The following is a 16,780-nucleotide window of genomic DNA, read 5'->3' as shown; positions in this document are numbered from 1 at the left end:
CTCGAGGTTCTAAGTTCTCTCCCATGAGCATGGAGACCACAGCCTGGACACAGCTGCACAGTGTCATGAACGCCGAGCAGGAGCGCCGCCCGTTCGCCCGAGTGACGCTGCGCCGCATCGGCTCGTTCGCCCGCCCGCACCGTACCCGTATCGCCCGTTTCGTCGTACTCGGGGTGGCGACCGCGCTGCTCGCCGTCGCCACGCCCGTACTGGCCGGACACATCGTCGACGCGATCGTGTCGGGCGACGACGAGGGCAAGGTCGTACGCCTGGCCCTGCTCATCGCCCTCATCGCGGTCGCGGAGGCCGCCCTCGGCGTCCTCGGCAGACGACTGTCGGCCGCGCTCGGGGAGGGACTCATCCTCGATCTGCGGACGGCTGTGTTCGATCATGTGCAGCGCATGCCGGTCGCGTTCTTCACACGCACTCGTACGGGAGCGCTGGTCTCCCGTCTCAACAACGACGTCATCGGCGCGCAGCGCGCCTTCAGCAACACCCTGTCGGGCGTGGTCAGCAACCTGGTCACGCTGCTGCTGACCCTTGTGGTGATGCTCACCCTGTCCTGGCAGATCACCCTGCTCGCGCTCGCGCTGCTCCCGGTGTTCGTGATCCCGGCCCGCCGGATGGGCAGCCGGATGGCCCGGATGCAGCGGGAGGCGGCCGCGCTGAACGCGGCCATGGGCACGAGGATGACCGAGCGGTTCTCGGCGCCCGGCGCCACTTTGGTCAAGCTCTTCGGCCGCCCGGAGCAGGAGTCCGAGGAGTTCGCGGCCCGGGCCCGCCGCGTGGCCGACATCGGCGTCCGCACCGCCACCGCCCAGTCGGTGTTCATCACCGCCCTGACCCTGGTCTCCGCACTGGCTCTCGCCCTGGTCTACGGCCTCGGCGGCTGGTTCGCGCTGCGCGGCACCCTGGAACCGGGCGCCGTGGTCTCCCTCGCGCTGCTCCTGACCCGCATGTACGCCCCGCTCACCGCCCTCGCCGGCGCCCGCGTCGAGGTCATGAGCGCGCTGGTCAGCTTCGAGCGGGTCTTCGAGGTACTCGACCTGAAGCCGCTGATCGAGGACAAACCGGACGCCCGTGAGGTCCCCGAAGGGCCGGTCGCCGTCGAGTTCTCGGACGTCCGCTTCGGCTACCCCTCCGCCGACAAGGTCTCCCTGGCCTCCCTGGAGGAGGTCGCCTCCCTCGACACCCGCGGCGGCGCCGAGGTCCTGCACGGGGTCTCCTTCCGCGCCGAACCCGGCCAGACCGTCGCCCTCGTCGGCTCCTCCGGCGCCGGCAAGTCGACCGTCGCGCAACTGCTGCCGCGGCTCTACGACGTGGACGAGGGCGCCGTACGCATCGGCGGCGTCGACGTCCGCGACCTGACCGCCGGGTCCCTGCGGGCCACCCTCGGCATGGTCACCCAGGACGGCCATCTCTTCCACGACACGGTCCGCGCGAACCTGCTGCTGGCCCGGCCGGAGGCGACCGAGGCCGAACTGTGGGACGCCCTGGGCCGCTCCCGCCTGGACGATCTCGTACGGTCCCTGCCGGACGGTCTCGACACCGTGGTCGGCGAGCGCGGCTACCGGCTCTCCGGCGGCGAGCGTCAGCGCATGACCATCGCGCGTCTCCTGCTGGCCCGCCAGCGGGTGGTCATCCTCGACGAGGCCACCGCCCATCTGGACAACACCTCGGAGGCCGCCGTCCAGGAGGCGCTCGCCGAGGCGCTGGAGGGCAGGACGGCGATCGTCATCGCCCACCGGCTGTCCACGGTCCGCGCGGCCGACCAGATCCTGGTGGTCGAGGACGGGCGGATCGCGGAACGGGGGACGCACGAGGAACTGCTCACGCTCGACGGCCGGTACGCGGAGCTGTACCGGACCCAGTTCGCCTCGCACGACGACGGGGTGACCGAGGCCGCCGTGGCGTAGCCCGTCAGGCGATCTCGGGAGTCAGGGGACGAGCCGGTGCTGGTGGCCGGCGCGCCATTCGGGTCAGCAGGACGGAGGCGTCGTCGTCCAGGCGGCCGCAGTGGTGGTCGAGGACGGCGTGCATCAGCCGGCGCAGGGTCTCGTGCAGGGGCTGGCGGCCGGAGTGGTGGCGGACGACGAAGTCGACGAACCGCTCACGGCCGAACCGCCGCCCCTCGGCGTCGCGGGCGTCGACGATCCCGTCGGTGTACAGCAGCAGCCGGTCGTCCGGCTCCAGCTGCTCACGGCTGACGACGACCGGCAGCCCCAGGCCCGCGCCCATCGGTCCGGCAGGCGGGCAGACCAGCTCGACGGTCCAGCGATTGTCGCGGACGACGAGCGGCAGCGGGTGACCGCGGTTGATCCAGGTCGGATGCCCCGTGTCGAGATCGAGGTCGGCGAGGACGCCGGTGACGTAGCGGCTGGTCCCGAAGTGGGCCACCAGCACTCCTCGACGGAGTGGCTCGTCTCGGTGAGCGAGGCCCCCTGGCGGCGGGCGTGGCGGCAGGCGGCCACCGCCACGCCCGCGGTGATCCCCGCGGTGGTGTCGTGACCCATCGCGTCGAACACCGACAGATGCAGGACGTTGCCGCTCAGGGCGTAGTCGAAGGCGTCACCGCCCCTCTCGTAGGCGGGCTCGCTCGCCGCGCCCAGGGTCACGTCACGGCCGGTGAAGGCGGCGGGCGGCATCAGCTTCCACTGCAGCTCCGCCGCCACGTTCGTCGGTTCCGTACGCACCAGCCGGTCCTGCCGGATGCCAATCCTGCCGGTTTTGGATGCTTTGGCGCACCGGTTCGGACGGGGGTGGTCAGGCCGTGTGTCCTCAGTCCGGCTTCAGAGCCACCGTGGTCGTGACCCGGGTCAGCGCGGGTCTGCTCGGCACGGACCCGAATCCGAAGCGCACCGGCGGAAGGACGGGTGCCATCGCACCGAGGTCGTCTCCCTCGTAGGCCGCCGACACCGCGTGGATCGGCCGCAGGTCCCGGGCGCCGTACCACTCCCGGCGGCCCGATCGCGCACTGCCGCGGGTGTGTACGCCGGGCAGCAGCACGCGCGCGGGAAACGACATGAGCGTGCACCAGCCCGGTCGTCCGGCGAGCACGCCGGGTACCGCGCGCAGCAGCAGCCCGAGGAGCCGTCTGCGACCCGTCACGAAACGCAGGTCGAGCGGCCCCGCGGTGACGCTCCAGGTCCTGTCCGCGACGCGCACGCGGACCGGGACGACGCGTACGGTGTCGAAGACGTAGGTGGCGGCGACGAATTCCGCCGTCTGCCGGGTGGGGGCGAGCAGCACCCGTTCTCCGTCGGGCCGCTCCAGCATCACGTCGCTGAACGGCCCGAACGGCGACCGTGGCCAGTGCCCCAGCACGATGCGGGTCCCGGAGGCAGTTCCCAGGCCGGCGATCCAGCCGTCGAAGCGCAGCCGTCCGCCGCGCACGGCCCCGCTGTGCGGCCCCCTCACGTGAAAAGGGGCCGGGAGGGCCCCAGCCGGACGTGCGGGGTCGGCAGGCCCGCCGCGGTGGTCGGTGTCTCCTCCAGGACGTCGACGGACGCGCAGGTCAGCGGCCAGGGTTCGCGTTCCACGGGCATCTCCCAGAGACGGCCCGGCCAACGGGTGTACGTACGCCGGCGCGAGGTCGGCCACACGTGCTGTGCCGACGGCTGGACGCCCGCGCGGCGCACGTCCGCCATCACGAACGGCGTGAGACCCACCCACGCCACCCCGTCGTCCGCTCCGTACGTCACCACGACCACCGGGTCCCCGCCCGGGAACCGCGGAAACGCCCAGGTCGTGGGGGCGGCGTAGGGCACCGACTCGTGGCCGTGCCATGGCAGGCAAAGGCCCGGCGAACCCGAGTGGGTTCGCCGGGCCTTGTCACACAGCGCGATCAGACGGGACGGATGTTCTCCGCCTGCGGGCCCTTCTGGCCCTGGGTCACGTCGAACTCGACCTTCTGGCCTTCCTGCAGCTCGCGGAATCCCTGGGCGGCGATGTTGGAGTAGTGGGCGAAGACGTCAGGGCCGCCACCCTCCTGCTCGATGAAGCCGAAGCCCTTCTCGCTGTTGAACCACTTGACAGTGCCCTTGGCCACGACAGTCTCCTTCGAGGGAAACCGGGCCCGCACCCTGCGTGCCCGGAGGTGATCGCCCTGGTCCGGAGAGGCGCTGGAACGCAAGAACGCCCGTGATGGCGATCACGGGCGAACGGGACTTCGGAACCACGACTGCTGGGTCACGACGCTACACCCGGGGAGCGGCGGCCGCCATCAGGACGGGGCCGGTGTCGGGTACTTCCTGGACCTGTTTTTTCGACCAGGCAGGTCGGCCACGCGGGGTGACGTTGCGGAGATGCGGGGAAGAAGATGCGACAGCCGATGGGAGGTTGCTGTGGAGGGTGGAGATCTGGAACTGGGCGAGTTGCTGGCCGCTGCGGAAGCGGCCCCGCCCAGCGAGTCCGTAGACGTGGTGGCCCGCGACCTGCAGAAGCGGTTCGGTGCGCAGCGGGTGTCCTTCCTGTTCGTCGACCTCATCGGTCAGCGGCTGGTACGGCTCGCCGCGGCCGACGACGAGGTCCCGGACCCGGCCGAACCTATCGACCTGCGGGGCAGTGTCTACGACAGCGTGCTGCGGAGCCAGCGCCAGCATGTGGAGCCGGCGGGCCAGGACGGACGGCGCGTCATCACGCCGGTCACCAACCGCGGCGACTGCATCGGCGTCCTGGAGGTGACCCTGCAGTCCGTGGACGACACCGTGCTGCGGCAGGTCCGCGACGCGGCACACACGCTGGCCTACATCATCGTCACGGACGGGCGCTTCACCGACCTCTACCACCTGGGCCGGCGCACCACCGAGACCAGCCTGGCCGCGGAGATCCAGCACCAGTTGCTTCCCTCGGCCCCCTGCTGCGAGGCGGCCCAGTTCACCCTCGCCGCCGGGCTGGTCCCCGCCGACGACATCGGTGGCGACACGTACGACTACAGCCTCGACCGCGACACCCTGCACCTGTCCATCACCGACGCGATGGGCCACGACACGAACTCCGCACTGCTGGCCACCTTGTTGGTCGGCGCGCTGCGGCGGGCACGCCGCAGCGGTTGTGACGCCCTCAAACAGGCCCACCACGCCCATCAGGCCCTGTTGAGCCACAGCCGCGGGCTGGCCACCGGACAGTTGCTGTGCGTCGACCTCGAAACCGGCCTGTGCGAACTGGTCAACGCCGGCCACCCCTGGCCGCTGCGGCTGCGTGACGGCATCGTCGAAGAGGTCAAGCTCGCCGTCAACCTGCCGTTCGGTGTGGCGGCACCCGCCTCCTACCGCGTCCAGGAACTGCAACTGCGTCCCCGGGACCGCCTGATCCTTCTCACCGACGGCATGCAGGAGCGCGGTGCCGCGGCGGCCGACCTGACGTCCGTCATTCACGACACCCGCGCGCTGCACCCGCGCGAAGTCGTCCGAGCCTTGACCGGCGCGGTCCTCGATGCCTGCCACGGCAGCCTCAAGGACGACGCCACGGTCCTGGTCCTGGACTGGCACGGCGATCGCCGCCGACCGGTCGGGACCGGCCCTGGGGAGAGACCGGAAAGACTTGGAGGCTTGTAGGGACGCTCCGCCGTCCTTCGGCACGCTGTCGTCGCCTACTCTCCACCGGAAGGAGATACTGGGGAGCAGGACGGCGGGCGACCAGGGGTGACTGCGTGGAGAGTTCCAGGGAGGCGGACGCGCCGACGGCATCGTCGGGCCCGCCCGGGAGCGTTCTGCGCATGCTCCCGCTGAGGGACCGGCCCGGCTGGAGAGCGGCAGGCGAGATCAGTCTGCTCACCCGCCCGGCCTGGGAACGGACGCTGGACCGCCTTGCCCGGAGCGACGAAGAGACGTGCCACTTGGAGCTTTCAGCGGTCACCTTCGTCGACGTCGCCGGTGTCTCCGCTTTGGCGATGACCGCCCAGGGCCTGCCGCAGGGGCGACGCATCGTACTCGAGGAGCCGCCCGCCACCCTGCGGCGCGTTCTGGACATGTTCTGGCCGGACTTGCTTTCTGTCGAGGTGATGGGGCGATGACGGCTCCCAGCGTCGAACCGTTCGTTCACCCCGCCTTGTTCTACCGAGGCGAGGAGGAGTATCTGCACGGCACGGTGCCCTTCATCCGGGACGGCCTGAAGGCCGGCGAGCCGGTGGCGGTGGCCGTGCCGGGGCCGAACCTCGCCATGCTCAAGGCGGCTCTGGACGAGGACGTCGCACACGTGAAGTTCCTCGACATGACCGAGGCGGGGCGCAATCCGGGTCGGATCATCCCCAGGGTGCTGCGTGCCTTCGCGGACGCCCATCGCGGGACGCGGGTACGGATCATCGGGGAGCCGATCTGGGCCGGCCGCAGCACCGTGGAGTACCCGGCGTGCGTCCAGCACGAGGCGCTGATCAACCCGGCGTTCCAAGGCCGGGAAGTCACCATCCTGTGCCCGTACGACGCCGACCGCCTCGACGAGCAGGTACTCACCGACGCGTACGCGACCCATCCCCTGGTCATCTCCGGCGGCACGGAACGGCCCAGCACCGCCTACGCCCCCGAGCAGGTGGTCGCACGCTACAACCAGCACCTGGAGCAGCCGGCGGAGGCCGACGAACTCGTCTTCCATGCCGATCAGTTGCCGAGCGCCCGGCACTTCGCGGTCGAACGGGCCGCGCGGTTCGGTCTTTCCGGCGTCCGTCTGGAGGACGTGGCCCTGATCGTGGCCGAGCTGACCACCAACAGCGTCGTGCACGGCGGGGGTTCCGGCATCCTGCGGGTGTGGGCCGACGGGGGCCAAGTGGTGTGCGAGGTGCGCGACCAGGGGGACCTGAACGATCCGCTCGCCGGCCGTCGCCCACCCGCACGGGACAAGCTCGGCGGCCGGGGCCTGCTGCTCGTGCACTCCCTCGCCGACCTCGTACGCATCCACACCGGCCCCGACGGAACGGCCGTTCGCTGCTACCTCGGTCAGCTCGCGTAGGTCGCCGCGCTGTCCTTGGCCCGTGCGATGAGTTCGAGGAGGCGCTGTAGATCTGGCTGGGCTGTAGATCTGGCTGAGCACCGGCGGCAGCCCCGACTCGGTGTCCCGCGTCGTGGGGTCGGGGCTGCCGACGTTCCTCGGCATTCTCGGCGGCGCAGTGCGGCACTCGTCGCAGCCGCGGAGGCGTTCAGGCCGCGGTGACACGGGAGTTGACCCGCCGCATCCAGTCCCGGTCGGTGTGCCACATGGGGTGGTGCGGGGCCGCGTTGGAGGTCAGGACGACGCCCTGGAAACCCGCGGCGAGGCAGCGGTCGACGACGAACTCGGCGATGTCCTTGCCGACGGCGTCCTCCTCGAAGCGCGTCAGCAGCGGGGTGTAGCCCACGACACCTTCGCCGAGGACGGCGGGGACGGCACGGCGACGGGCGAACTCCGCGACGGAGTCGACCCACCCGGCCAGCGTGTCCCGCATCGCCTGCCGGTGCGCCGGATAGTTCTCGTAGAGCCACAGGTCCCAGCGGTCGGGGTCGACCCAGTCGTGTGCGTAGAACAGTTCACGCGGGATCCCGGTCGCGGCCAGCCGCCAGGGCTCGTCGGGCTGGTAGTCGGCGAACGGCGGTGCGTCGGGGCGCAGCATGGCGGCCAGTTCGGGGGTGGGCCAGGTGGCCGTCTCGGGCGCCGCTTCGGTGCCGTGCCCGAGTCCGACAGCCTCGTACAGCGCGCCGAGCACGCCGTAGACGTAGAAGTGGAAGTGCGCGATCTGCGCCTGTTCCGGCAGGTCGTCGAGTTCGCCGGGCCAGGGCTCGCCCAGCGAGTAGGTGACGGGGACGGCGGGGTGGCGTGCCTGGAGCAGCTTCACCGCGCGTTCGAGGGGGCCGCGCAGCCGGGCGTAGTGACCGGGGGTGCCGTCCGCCGGTACCAGGTCGCAGTTGTCGACCTCGTTGTGCACTTCGACGTAGGCGACGTGGTCGGCCAGCCCGCGCTCGGTGAGGAAGTCGAGGAGTCCGGCGAGGGCTTCGGCCACCGCCTCGGCGCGATCCGGGCCGGGGACCGCGGCCAGGGCGCGGTGCCAGGCGTCGGTGTCGGCGAAGCTGGGGGACTGCTGGTACTCCCAGGAGGACACGATCACCTTGCAGTCGTGGCGGGCGGCGGCCTCGAACAGCTCGACGAGCCGTCGGCGGCCGTCCAGCGGGTAGCCGCCGCGCACGTCGTACCAGCGGGTGCGCTGTCCGAACTGCTCGCCCAGGCCGCGGACCTGGAGGGACTCCGGGTCCGCGACGCGTCCGGAGAACAGCAGGAAGGGCATGGCGCAGATGCGCACCGTGTTGAAGCCGCGGTCCACCGTCTCGGCGAACGCGCGGTCGAGGTCGGCGAAGGGCTCGCCGGGCCCTGCCTGTGTGTACCAGCTGAAGTCCCACAAGGTGATGGCGAGTCGGCCCGTGTTCTCGCTGGTGGTGGATTGCTGTCGTGCGGTGGTCATGAGGTCACCCGTCGTTCGTGTGCGGTGGGACGTCGTCGGTGGCTCGACGGCACCACGCTAGCTCAATTCATTATTTATGAATAATCCTTGACGAGGGTGACGGGGTTGTCCAGGCTGTGGGGCGGACGAACACGTATGTGCCTCGAGGAGCCGCCTGTCATGACCGAATCCATCCACTTGTCCCGGCGCACCGTCGTCACGGCACTAGGGGCGGCCACCGTCGTCGCCCTGCCGGCCTGGCCGCAGACGGCACGAGCGGCGGACGGCACGGCCACGGCCGCCGCGAACGGCCCGGTTCTCGACTCCCACCCCGCCACCGAGCCGTCCGGCACCCATGTGCGCGACGTCGGCGGCACCAACGTCGTCTTCCAGTACGGCACGGTGCTTCCGGCCTTCGACGGCTGGCGCACCCACGAGCCCACCCGCGACTACCTGTCCCTGGACAAGCGGTGGCGCTTCCGCTTCGACCCCGCCGACCAGGGACTCGGCGAGACCTGGCAGTCCCCGCACCACGACGACCGGGCCTGGGACCTCATCGACGTCCCGGCGGCCTGGGACCTGCTGAACACCCCCGGATTCGGCTCGCAGACCGCCCCCTTCGGTCAGGGCACGGCGTTCAGCGACGGCTACGCCTGGTACCGCACGATCGTCGACGTGCCCGCCTCTTGGCGTGCCCGGCACGTACGCATCGCCTTCCTCGCCGCCGGCTACAGCGCCGAGGTCTGGCTCGACGGCAAGCACCTCGGCAAGCACGAGGGCGCCAACTCGCCCTTCGCGCTTCCGGTGGCGGGGGCGCTGCGGCCGGGAACCCGCCAGACGATCGCCGTGCGCGTCTTTCGCCGGGCGAGCTACACCGACTACACGGCCTCGACTCCGCAGCCCGTCACCGACGACCACGAACTGCCCTACAAGCCCGTCGACCACTGGCCCTACGCGGGTCTGACCCGGTCGGCCTGGATCGAGGCGGTCCCGCAGGTCACCGTCGCCAAACTGCTCGTGGCCGCGTCGGACGGGCGCCTTACGGCACACGCGGTCGTCGAGAATCACGGCGACTCGGACTTCGACGGCCGGATCACCCTGGACCCCGGCCGGGGGAGCGGCGGCCGGCCCACGGTGGTCGCGGCCCGGATCGCCGCCCGGTCGGCGGGAGTCGTACGCGTCGTGGTCCGCATACCCGGCGCGCCCCGCTGGAGCCCGGCCGCGCCGCACACGCTCACCGCCCGGGCCACCCTGACCGCCGGAAGGTCCTCGGGCCCACGGGTGGACACGCTGACCACCGTGTACGGCGTACGCGAACTGAGCATCGACGACGCCCGGTTGCGCCTGAACGACAAGCCGCTGTTCCTCAAGGGCCTCAACTGGCACGAGGAGACGGCGGCACACGGCAGGGCGATGACGCCGACCGAGTACGACCGGGAACTGGGCCACCTCACGACACTGGGCGCCAACTTCATCCGCAACTGCGTCTACAACCGCCACCCCTACGTCTACGACTGGGCCGACGCGCACGGCGTGCTGGTGATGGACGACATCGACACCATGTGGCTCAACACCGCCCAGGAGAAGCTCCAGACCGAGCGCTACGGCCTCGCCCGCGCCCTGGCCCTGACCATGGCGTGGAACCAGCACAACCACCCCTCGGTGATCCTGTGGGGGCTGCAGAACGAGTCGGAGATCGACGCGGACGGCGCGCCCGTCTACCGGGCCTGGCTCGCTGACCTGAAGGCGGCCGTCAAGGCGGTCGACCTCACCGCCCGCCCGGTGACCTGGGCCTCCAACACGAGCAACGACCCCGCGTTCGACCTCGCCGACGTGATCGGGTTCAACGAGTACTTCGGCTACTTCTACGGCAAGGACACCGACCTCGGTCCCACGCTGGACGCCGTGCACGCGAAGTATCCCGACAAGCCGATCCTGATCACCGAGAACGGCACCTGGTCCGTGGCCGGCACCCACGGCCCCGACACCACGCAGGGTACGGAGGAGTGGCAGGCGGCGAGTTTCACCGCGCACTGGGCGCAGGTGACCGCGCGCGGCGCGTTCGTGGCCGGGTTCACCTACTGGGTGCTCAAGGACTACAAGGAGCGGGCCGGGTACAACCAGGACTACAACGGGATCTCCGTGATGGGCCTGCTGACGTTCGCGGAGGAGCGGCCCAAGCTGGTCTACGACGCCTTCCGGAAGGCGGCCGTGCCGGGCGGCGAGTGAGCGTCGAACAACTGAAGGGGGAGGGGCGGTCAGCCCCTCCCCCTTCCTGCCATCGAGCTCTCAGCCCTTTACGCTGCCCTCGGTCAGACCGCTGCGCCAGAAGCGCTGCAGGACGACCATGGCGATCATCAGAGGGACGACGGAGACGAAGGCACCTCCGACGGTCAGCTGGTAGAGCTGAGGCTGGCGGTCGGCGAAGGACTGCCACGACGTCAGACCCAGGGTGATCGGGTACAGCTTGGAGTCGGACAGCATGACCAGCGGCAGGAAGTAGTTGTTCCAGATGCCGACGAACTGGAAGAGGAAGATCGTCACCAGGGCGGGGGTCATGATGCGCAGCGCGACGACCGTGAAGATGCGGATCTCGCCCGCGCCGTCGATGCGCGCGGCCTCCAACAGCTCGTCCGGTATGGATGCCGCGGCGTAGATCCGGCACAGGTACACGCCGAAGGGGCTGACGAAGCTCGGCAGCAGGACGGCCCAGTAGGTGTTGGCCAGGCCTGCTTGGCTGAACAGCAGGTACATGGGCAGTGCCAGCGCCGTGGCGGGGATCAGGACGCCACCCAGCACGATGTTGAAGAGCGTGTCGCGGCCGGCGAAGGAGAACTTGGCCAGCGCGTAGCCGGACATCGCGGCCAAAAGCGTCGCCACGACCGCGCCGACGCCCGCGTACAGCAGGCTGTTGGCGGCCCAGCGCAGGTAGATCGCATGGTCGTAGGTGACCACCTGGCGCAGGTTGCTCAGGAACTGGGGATGGGAGAACCACAACCCGAAGCTGCCGAACAGGTTGCCGGTGGACTTGGTGGACGCCACGGCCAGCCAGTACACCGGGAGCAGGAAGTATCCGGCGGCCGCCACGAGCAGGCCGGTGACCAGGATACGACTGCGCGTGGTGACCTCGGTGATGCCGCTGCCCGGCTTCGTGCCGTCGTCGGAGGCCGGCGTCTCGCCCCGCGGCGGGACCTCGCGGGCCGGTGTCTGGAGACTCACGCGTCCCCGCCTCTCTTGTTGATCAGCCGCAGGAAACCGAAGGAGAGCACGAACGCGGCGAGGGCGAGCAGCACTGCCTCGGCAGCGGCGAGGTGGTAGTTGTCGTTGGTGAACGCCTCGTTGTAGGCGCTGAGGTTGGGGGTGTAGGCGCTGTCGATACTCGATGAGACGGGCTTGAGCACCAGCGGTTCTGCGAACAGTTGCAACGTGCCGATGATGGTGAAGACCGTGGTGAGGATCAGCGCCGGGCGCAGCAGCGGCAGTTTGACGTGCCGGACCGTCATCCACGCACTGGCGCCGTCGATGCGGGCGGCCTCGTACAGCTCCGCGGGGATGGTGCGCAACTGGGCGACGAGAACCAGAACGTTGTAGCCGGCGAACTCCCACGTGACGATGTTCGCGATGGACCACAGAACGTTGTTTCCGCCCAGCAGGTCGACCGACACCCCCAGGTGGCTCATGCCGTCCACGAGAGGGCTGACTCCCGGAACGTACAAGAAGCCCCACAGGATGGACGCGATGACCCCCGGAACGCCGTAGGGCAGGAAGAAGGCGGCGCGGAAGAACCGCACGCCTCTGGCCGAGGCGCTGTCCAGCAGCAGCGCGAGCCCGGCGGACAACGCGACCATCACCGGTACCTGGACGGCCGCGAACAGCAGTACGCGACCGATGCTGCGCACAAAGGCGTGATCGGACAACGCGTCGGAGTAGTTGCCGAGCCCTACGAAGACGGTATGGCTGCCGCCGAGCCCCAGGGCTCCGGTGTGCTCGACATCCATGACGCTCTGGTAGACGGCGTAGCCGATGGGGAGGGCGAAGGTCAGGAGGAACAGCAGGAGGAACGGCGCGACGAAGACGACGGGCGCCAGATTTCTGCGGCGACGGGGCGCTCGGGTGGGCATCAGGGTTCTTTCTGGAGTCCGGAGGGCAGAACGGCGGCGGCCGTGTCGCGCCCTCCGGAGGTGGTCACTGGCCGGTGGAAACCTTCAGACCCTTCCTCTTCAGGTCCTCGACGGTCTGCTTCTGCGCCTGCTGGACCGCGGAGACGAACGTGCCCTTGCCGGCCAGGGCGGCCTGGAAGCCGTCGTTGAGGTGCTGGTAGGTGGCGTCGATCGTGGGTATCCACTTCCACGAGTTGTCGATGCTCTTGTCCGCCTCCGCGAAGACCTCGTTGTACTTCTGGCCTCCGAAGAACGATGACGGCTTGTCCAGCGAGGAGCCCTTGTACCCGTCGGCCGCCGCGGGCCAGCCGTATCCGCCCTGCAGCAGCAGGTCGACGCTCGTGGGGTCGGTGTTGAGCCATTCGGCGAACTTCAGGGCCTCGGGGATGTGCCCCGCGCCCTTGAGGACAGCCGTGGAGGATCCGCCCCAGTTCGCGGACACGTTCGAGCCCCTTGTCCACTGCGGCATGGGTGCGACCGCCCATTTGCCGGCGGTCTGAGGAGCGTTGCCGCTGATGATGGCGTCGCCCCACTGGGCACTGACCCACGAGGTGATGGCACCGCTCTGCAGGTCCTTGTACCAGCCGTTGGCGAAGTCGGGTTCGGTCTTGATCACCTTCTTGCTGCGCAGGTCGTCCCAGAAGGCGGCGACCTTGAGGGTCTGCGGCGAGTTGATGTTCACCGTCCAGGTGTCGCCGTTCACGCCGAACCACTTGGCGCCGGCCTGCCATGCGAGGGCGGTGAACCAGGCGGAGTTGCCGGCCGGGAAGGTGCTGATGTAGGCCTTCGGGTCGGCATCGTGGATCTTCTGCGCGGCCTGGGCGAACTCTTCCCAGGTGGCGGGCGGCTTGATGCCCCACTTCTTGTACAGGTCGGAGCGGTAGAACAGGCCCATCGGACCGGATGCCTGGGGGATCGCGTAGACGGCCTTGTCGAAGACTCCCTGCTGCCACTGCCAGTCCACGAACTTCGACCGGTCCTTGTCCGCGCCGTACTGGGACAGGTTCACCAGGCCGTTCTCCAGGAGGAACGAGGGGATCTCCTGGTACTCCACCTGTGCCAGGTCGGGCGCGTTGCCGCTCTTGAGCGCGGCGCGCATCTTGGCGTAGCCGCCGCTGCTGCCCGCCGGGATCTTCTCCAGTTTGACGTGGATGTCCGGGTGGGTGGCGTTCCACTTGTCGACAGCCTTGTCGACACCGGGGACCCACGACCAGAAGCGCAGGTCGACCTTCTGGCCGGGCTTGACAGGTTTCTGGACCGCGGGGTCCTTCGAACCGGTCGAACCCCCGCAGGCGGAGATCAGCAGGGAGGCTGCGGCAAGGGTCACTGCGAGTGCGCCCCGGCTTCGGCGGCGGGGTGTGGTGCGGCTCATGGGGAGGAGGTCCTTCCTAGCTTCGTACTGAAGGTGCCTGTTGCATGCCGGTCAGTTTCGGAGCGGTATCGCCACCCCGTCAAGATATATTCATAATTAATTGAAACAGCTATGGTGGGCACGTAGGCAGGAGCGAGGGGAGAGCACGTGATGACGGAATGCCGCAGGATGACCGGGCGCGTGGCGGTGATCACCGGTGCCGCGCACGGCATTGGCGCGGCCACGGCACGCAGGCTCGCGGCCGAAGGAGCGGTGGTCGTGGTCACGGACGTGGACGACACAGCCGGCAAGGCGGTCGCGGCAGGCATCACCAACAGCGGTGGACGCGCGGAGTACGTGCGCTGCGACGTGACCTCGGCCGGCGACTGGGAGAACCTGGCCCGCCATGTCGCCGAGCATCACGGGCGGCTGGACGTGCTGCACAGCAACGCCTTCGCCCAGCTCAACAAGCCCGCCGACGAACTGAGCGAGGCCGAGTGGGACGGTCAGATGGCCGTGCTCCTCAAGCCCGCCTGGCGGGCGATGAAGACCTTCGCGGCCATGCTGCGGGAAGCCCGGGGCTCCGTCGTGCTGACCTCCTCGGTGCACGCCGTCATCGGGCTGCCGGGCCATGCCGCCTACGCCGCCGCGAAGGGCGCACTGTGCTCCCTGGGACGGCAGTTGGCCGTCGAGTACGGTCCTGACATCCGGGTCAACACCGTGTTGCCCGGACCCATCCTCACCGCCGCCTGGGACGGCATCCCCGAGCCGGACCGGGAACGCAGCGTGGCGGCCACCGCGGCCCGGAGGTTCGGGCAGCCGGAGGAGGTGGCGGCCGCCGTCGCCTTCCTGGCATCGGCGGACGCCTCCTATGTGACCGGAGCCGGCCTGGTGGTCGATGGAGGATGGAGCGTCATGAAGGAGTCCTCGTGAGCAGTGCGCACAGCACGTCAGGACCGATACGGAAACGGAGCACGTGGTGACCCATCCCCCGAAGGGGCTGCACGGCCAGGCCGTGGAGGAGCTGGGCCGACGCATCATCCGCGGCGACTACCCCCCGGGCTCCGTGGTGGACCCGACCGGGTTCGAGACGGAACTCGGCGTCAGCAAGACCGTGGTCCGCGAGGCCATGCGCGTACTGGCCTCCAAGGGCCTGCTCGAGTCGAAGCAGAAGCGCGGTACGACCATCCGCCCCCGCGCCGACTGGAACCTGCTCGACAGCGACCTGCTGCGCTGGCAGGGCAGCAGCGCTCCGACCGACGGCTTCCTGGAGGACCTCGCCGAGGTCCGCGCGATCGTCGAACCCGCCGGAGCCCGCCTCGCCGCGACCCGACGCACCTCCTCCGACCTGGACGCGATGCGGCAGGCGCTCGAGGCCATGGCCGCGGCCGGCGCGGACGCGGACGCGATGGTCGAGGCGGACCTGGCATTCCACCGTGCCCTGCTGGAGTCCGCGCACAACGAACTGCTCAGCCGGATGGAGGTCGTCATCGAGGCCGGCCTGCGCATCCGTGACCGGATCGTGCACGGCGCCCGGCACTTCTCCGACTCCATCCCCGTGCACCAGGAACTGCTGGACGCGGTCGAAGCAGGCGATCCGGACGCCGCCGTGGCCGCCGTCGAGTCCCTCCTGGCCCAGGCCTCCGACGACCTGGCGGCCGTACGGGCCCGCGACGATCACGACGACGTGGCGACGAATACGCTGCCGAAGGAACTTCCTTGAAGATAACCGGACTTGAGACGTTCCTGGTGGCTCCGCGCTGGCTGTTCCTGCGCGTCGCCACCGACGAGGGTGTCACCGGCTGGGGCGAACCCGTCATCGAGGGCCGCGCCGAGACCGTACGCGCCGCCGTGCACGAACTGGCCGACTACCTCGTCGGCCGGGACCCGCTGCGCATCGAGGACCACTGGCAGGTGCTCACCAAGGGCGGCTTCTACCGGGGCGGCCCCATCCTCTCCAGCGCCGTCGCCGGCATCGACCAGGCCCTGTGGGACATCGCCGGCAAGACCTACGGCGTCCCGGTGCACCGCCTGCTCGGCGGCCCCGTACGCGACCGCGTCCGGATGTACGCCTGGATCGGCGGAGACCGCCCCAGCGATGTCGCGGAACTCGCCGAGGAACAGATGAAGGCGGGCTTCACCGCCGTGAAGATGAACGCCTCCGCCGAACTCGCCCCGATCGACACCCCGGCCCGCACCGCCGAGGTCGTCGAGCGCGTCGCGGCCGTCCGCGAGGTGCTGGGCGACGAGCGGGACGTCGCCGTCGACTTCCACGGCCGGGCCTCCACCGCCATGTCACGCCGTCTGCTGCCCCTGCTCGAACCCCTGCACCCGCTGTTCGTCGAGGAGCCCGTCACACCGGAACACTCGGGCCATCTGCGCAGCCTGGTGGAGTCCACGAGCGTTCCGCTCGCCACCGGCGAACGCCTGTACTCCCGCTGGGACTTCCGTGAGGTCATGACCAGCGGCATCGCCGTGGCCCAACCCGACCTGTCGCACGCCGGCGGCATCTCCGAGGTCCGTCGCATCGCGGCCATGGCCGAGACGTACGACGTCGTCCTGGCCCCGCACTGCCCGCTCGGTCCGATCGCCCTGGCCGCAAGCCTCCAGATCGCCTTCTCCGTGCCGAACTTCCTCATCCAGGAACAGAGCATGGGCATCCACTACAACCAGCAGTGCGACCTGCTGGAGTACGTGATGGACCCCGAACCCTTCCGCTTCCAGGACGGATACGCCGTCGCCGGCTCCCGCCCCGGCCTCGGCGTCGACATCGACGAGAACGCGGTGCGCCGGGCCGCCGAGACCGGACACCGCTGGCGCAACCCCGTGTGGCGCGGAGCGGACGGGGCGTTCACCGAGTGGTGAGCA

The 16,780-nt window shown here is 69.9% G+C and carries 16 protein-coding genes; 8 read left to right on the top strand and 8 right to left on the bottom strand.

The window, feature by feature from the left end; genetic code table 11:
- Positions 1-29: 29 nt before the first annotated feature.
- Positions 30-1,916 carry an ABC transporter ATP-binding protein gene (locus tag AQJ46_RS41285; protein WP_059210471.1) on the top strand — a complete coding sequence of 629 codons (1,887 nt, stop codon included), beginning with the start codon at positions 30-32 and terminating at the stop codon, positions 1,914-1,916.
- Between the two features lie 4 nt (positions 1,917-1,920).
- Here the strand turns inward: AQJ46_RS41285 and AQJ46_RS57715 are convergent, their stop codons facing one another.
- From AQJ46_RS57715 to AQJ46_RS41265, 4 genes are all read right to left on the bottom strand, one after another.
- Positions 1,921-2,397 (bottom strand): PP2C family protein-serine/threonine phosphatase, encoded by a 477-nt coding sequence (locus AQJ46_RS57715; protein WP_225887526.1) that lies wholly within the window; start codon positions 2,395-2,397, stop codon positions 1,921-1,923.
- 381 nt (positions 2,398-2,778) lie between these two features.
- Positions 2,779-3,393 carry a hypothetical protein gene (locus tag AQJ46_RS41275; protein ID WP_225887525.1) on the bottom strand — a complete coding sequence of 205 codons (615 nt, stop codon included), beginning with the start codon at positions 3,391-3,393 and terminating at the stop codon, positions 2,779-2,781.
- A gap of 20 nt (positions 3,394-3,413) precedes the next feature.
- Positions 3,414-3,767: a DUF2071 domain-containing protein gene (locus AQJ46_RS41270; protein ID WP_059210470.1), complete on the bottom strand. Its 354-nt coding sequence runs from the start codon at positions 3,765-3,767 to the stop codon at positions 3,414-3,416.
- Between the two features lie 77 nt (positions 3,768-3,844).
- A complete protein-coding gene (locus AQJ46_RS41265) occupies positions 3,845-4,048 on the bottom strand; it encodes a cold-shock protein (RefSeq protein WP_020120296.1) in 204 nt (67 codons plus the stop codon).
- Between the two features lie 295 nt (positions 4,049-4,343).
- On the opposite strand from AQJ46_RS41265, the gene AQJ46_RS41260 reads away from it, so the two are divergent.
- The 3 genes from AQJ46_RS41260 to AQJ46_RS41250 all read left to right on the top strand — a co-directional run bounded on the left by AQJ46_RS41260 (position 4,344) and on the right by AQJ46_RS41250 (position 6,942).
- Complete coding sequence (locus tag AQJ46_RS41260; protein WP_059210469.1) at positions 4,344-5,555, top strand: PP2C family protein-serine/threonine phosphatase; 1,212 nt, start codon at positions 4,344-4,346, stop codon at positions 5,553-5,555.
- A 161-nt stretch (positions 5,556-5,716) separates the two neighbouring features.
- Positions 5,717-6,013: an STAS domain-containing protein gene (locus AQJ46_RS41255; protein WP_059210468.1), complete on the top strand. Its 297-nt coding sequence runs from the start codon at positions 5,717-5,719 to the stop codon at positions 6,011-6,013.
- Positions 6,010-6,942, top strand: coding sequence for a sensor histidine kinase (locus AQJ46_RS41250; protein ID WP_059210467.1), 933 nt, complete (start codon positions 6,010-6,012; stop codon positions 6,940-6,942). The genes AQJ46_RS41255 and AQJ46_RS41250 overlap by 4 nt, the downstream gene beginning before the upstream one ends.
- A 187-nt stretch (positions 6,943-7,129) precedes the next feature.
- On the opposite strand, the gene AQJ46_RS41245 is transcribed toward AQJ46_RS41250, so the two are convergent.
- On the bottom strand, positions 7,130-8,422 hold the full coding sequence (locus AQJ46_RS41245; protein WP_059210466.1) for a cellulase-like family protein: 1,293 nt from the start codon (positions 8,420-8,422) through the stop codon (positions 7,130-7,132).
- 159 nt (positions 8,423-8,581) lie between these two features.
- On the opposite strand from AQJ46_RS41245, the gene AQJ46_RS41240 reads away from it, so the two are divergent.
- Positions 8,582-10,630 carry a glycoside hydrolase family 2 protein gene (locus tag AQJ46_RS41240; RefSeq protein ID WP_059210465.1) on the top strand — a complete coding sequence of 683 codons (2,049 nt, stop codon included), beginning with the start codon at positions 8,582-8,584 and terminating at the stop codon, positions 10,628-10,630.
- A 60-nt stretch (positions 10,631-10,690) separates the two neighbouring features.
- Here the strand turns inward: AQJ46_RS41240 and AQJ46_RS41235 are convergent, their stop codons facing one another.
- The 3 genes from AQJ46_RS41235 to AQJ46_RS41225 form a co-directional block, all read right to left on the bottom strand.
- Complete coding sequence (locus AQJ46_RS41235; RefSeq protein WP_059210464.1) at positions 10,691-11,620, bottom strand: carbohydrate ABC transporter permease; 930 nt, start codon at positions 11,618-11,620, stop codon at positions 10,691-10,693.
- Positions 11,617-12,522 (bottom strand): carbohydrate ABC transporter permease, encoded by a 906-nt coding sequence (locus tag AQJ46_RS41230; RefSeq protein ID WP_059210463.1) that lies wholly within the window; start codon positions 12,520-12,522, stop codon positions 11,617-11,619. Before AQJ46_RS41230 ends, AQJ46_RS41235 begins: the two co-directional genes overlap by 4 nt.
- Before the next feature lie 64 nt (positions 12,523-12,586).
- Positions 12,587-13,933 carry an ABC transporter substrate-binding protein gene (locus AQJ46_RS41225; RefSeq protein ID WP_059210462.1) on the bottom strand — a complete coding sequence of 449 codons (1,347 nt, stop codon included), beginning with the start codon at positions 13,931-13,933 and terminating at the stop codon, positions 12,587-12,589.
- Between the two features lie 168 nt (positions 13,934-14,101).
- Between AQJ46_RS41225 and AQJ46_RS41220 the strand changes: the two genes are divergently transcribed.
- The 3 genes from AQJ46_RS41220 to dgoD are packed head-to-tail and all read left to right on the top strand — an operon-like array spanning position 14,102 to position 16,777.
- Positions 14,102-14,845, top strand: coding sequence for an SDR family NAD(P)-dependent oxidoreductase (locus tag AQJ46_RS41220; protein ID WP_107117422.1), 744 nt, complete (start codon positions 14,102-14,104; stop codon positions 14,843-14,845).
- A gap of 43 nt (positions 14,846-14,888) precedes the next feature.
- Positions 14,889-15,635 carry a FadR/GntR family transcriptional regulator gene (locus AQJ46_RS41215; RefSeq protein ID WP_059210460.1) on the top strand — a complete coding sequence of 249 codons (747 nt, stop codon included), beginning with the start codon at positions 14,889-14,891 and terminating at the stop codon, positions 15,633-15,635.
- Positions 15,632-16,777, top strand: a complete 1,146-nt coding sequence (dgoD, locus tag AQJ46_RS41210; protein ID WP_059210459.1) for a galactonate dehydratase — start codon at positions 15,632-15,634, stop codon at positions 16,775-16,777. The genes AQJ46_RS41215 and dgoD overlap by 4 nt, the downstream gene beginning before the upstream one ends.
- The last annotated feature ends 3 nt before the right edge of the window (positions 16,778-16,780 follow it).

Source organism: Streptomyces canus, from assembly GCF_001514145.1.
GTDB classification, from domain to species: domain Bacteria; phylum Actinomycetota; class Actinomycetes; order Streptomycetales; family Streptomycetaceae; genus Streptomyces; species Streptomyces canus.
Note: the sequence above shows the minus strand (reverse complement) of the source record. Positions and strands in the feature narration are given on the sequence as shown.

Coding starts and splice junctions, on each gene's coding strand:
- AQJ46_RS41285 (WP_059210471.1), top strand. CDS start 30: ATGGAGACCACAGCCTGGACACAGCTGCACAGTGTCATGAACGCCGAG.
- AQJ46_RS41255 (WP_059210468.1), top strand. CDS start 5,717: ATGCTCCCGCTGAGGGACCGGCCCGGCTGGAGAGCGGCAGGCGAGATC.
- AQJ46_RS41250 (WP_059210467.1), top strand. CDS start 6,010: ATGACGGCTCCCAGCGTCGAACCGTTCGTTCACCCCGCCTTGTTCTAC.
- AQJ46_RS41245 (WP_059210466.1), bottom strand. CDS start 8,422: ATGACCACCGCACGACAGCAATCCACCACCAGCGAGAACACGGGCCGA.
- AQJ46_RS41240 (WP_059210465.1), top strand. CDS start 8,582: ATGACCGAATCCATCCACTTGTCCCGGCGCACCGTCGTCACGGCACTA.
- AQJ46_RS41230 (WP_059210463.1), bottom strand. CDS start 12,522: ATGCCCACCCGAGCGCCCCGTCGCCGCAGAAATCTGGCGCCCGTCGTC.
- AQJ46_RS41225 (WP_059210462.1), bottom strand. CDS start 13,933: ATGAGCCGCACCACACCCCGCCGCCGAAGCCGGGGCGCACTCGCAGTG.
- AQJ46_RS41220 (WP_107117422.1), top strand. CDS start 14,102: ATGACCGGGCGCGTGGCGGTGATCACCGGTGCCGCGCACGGCATTGGC.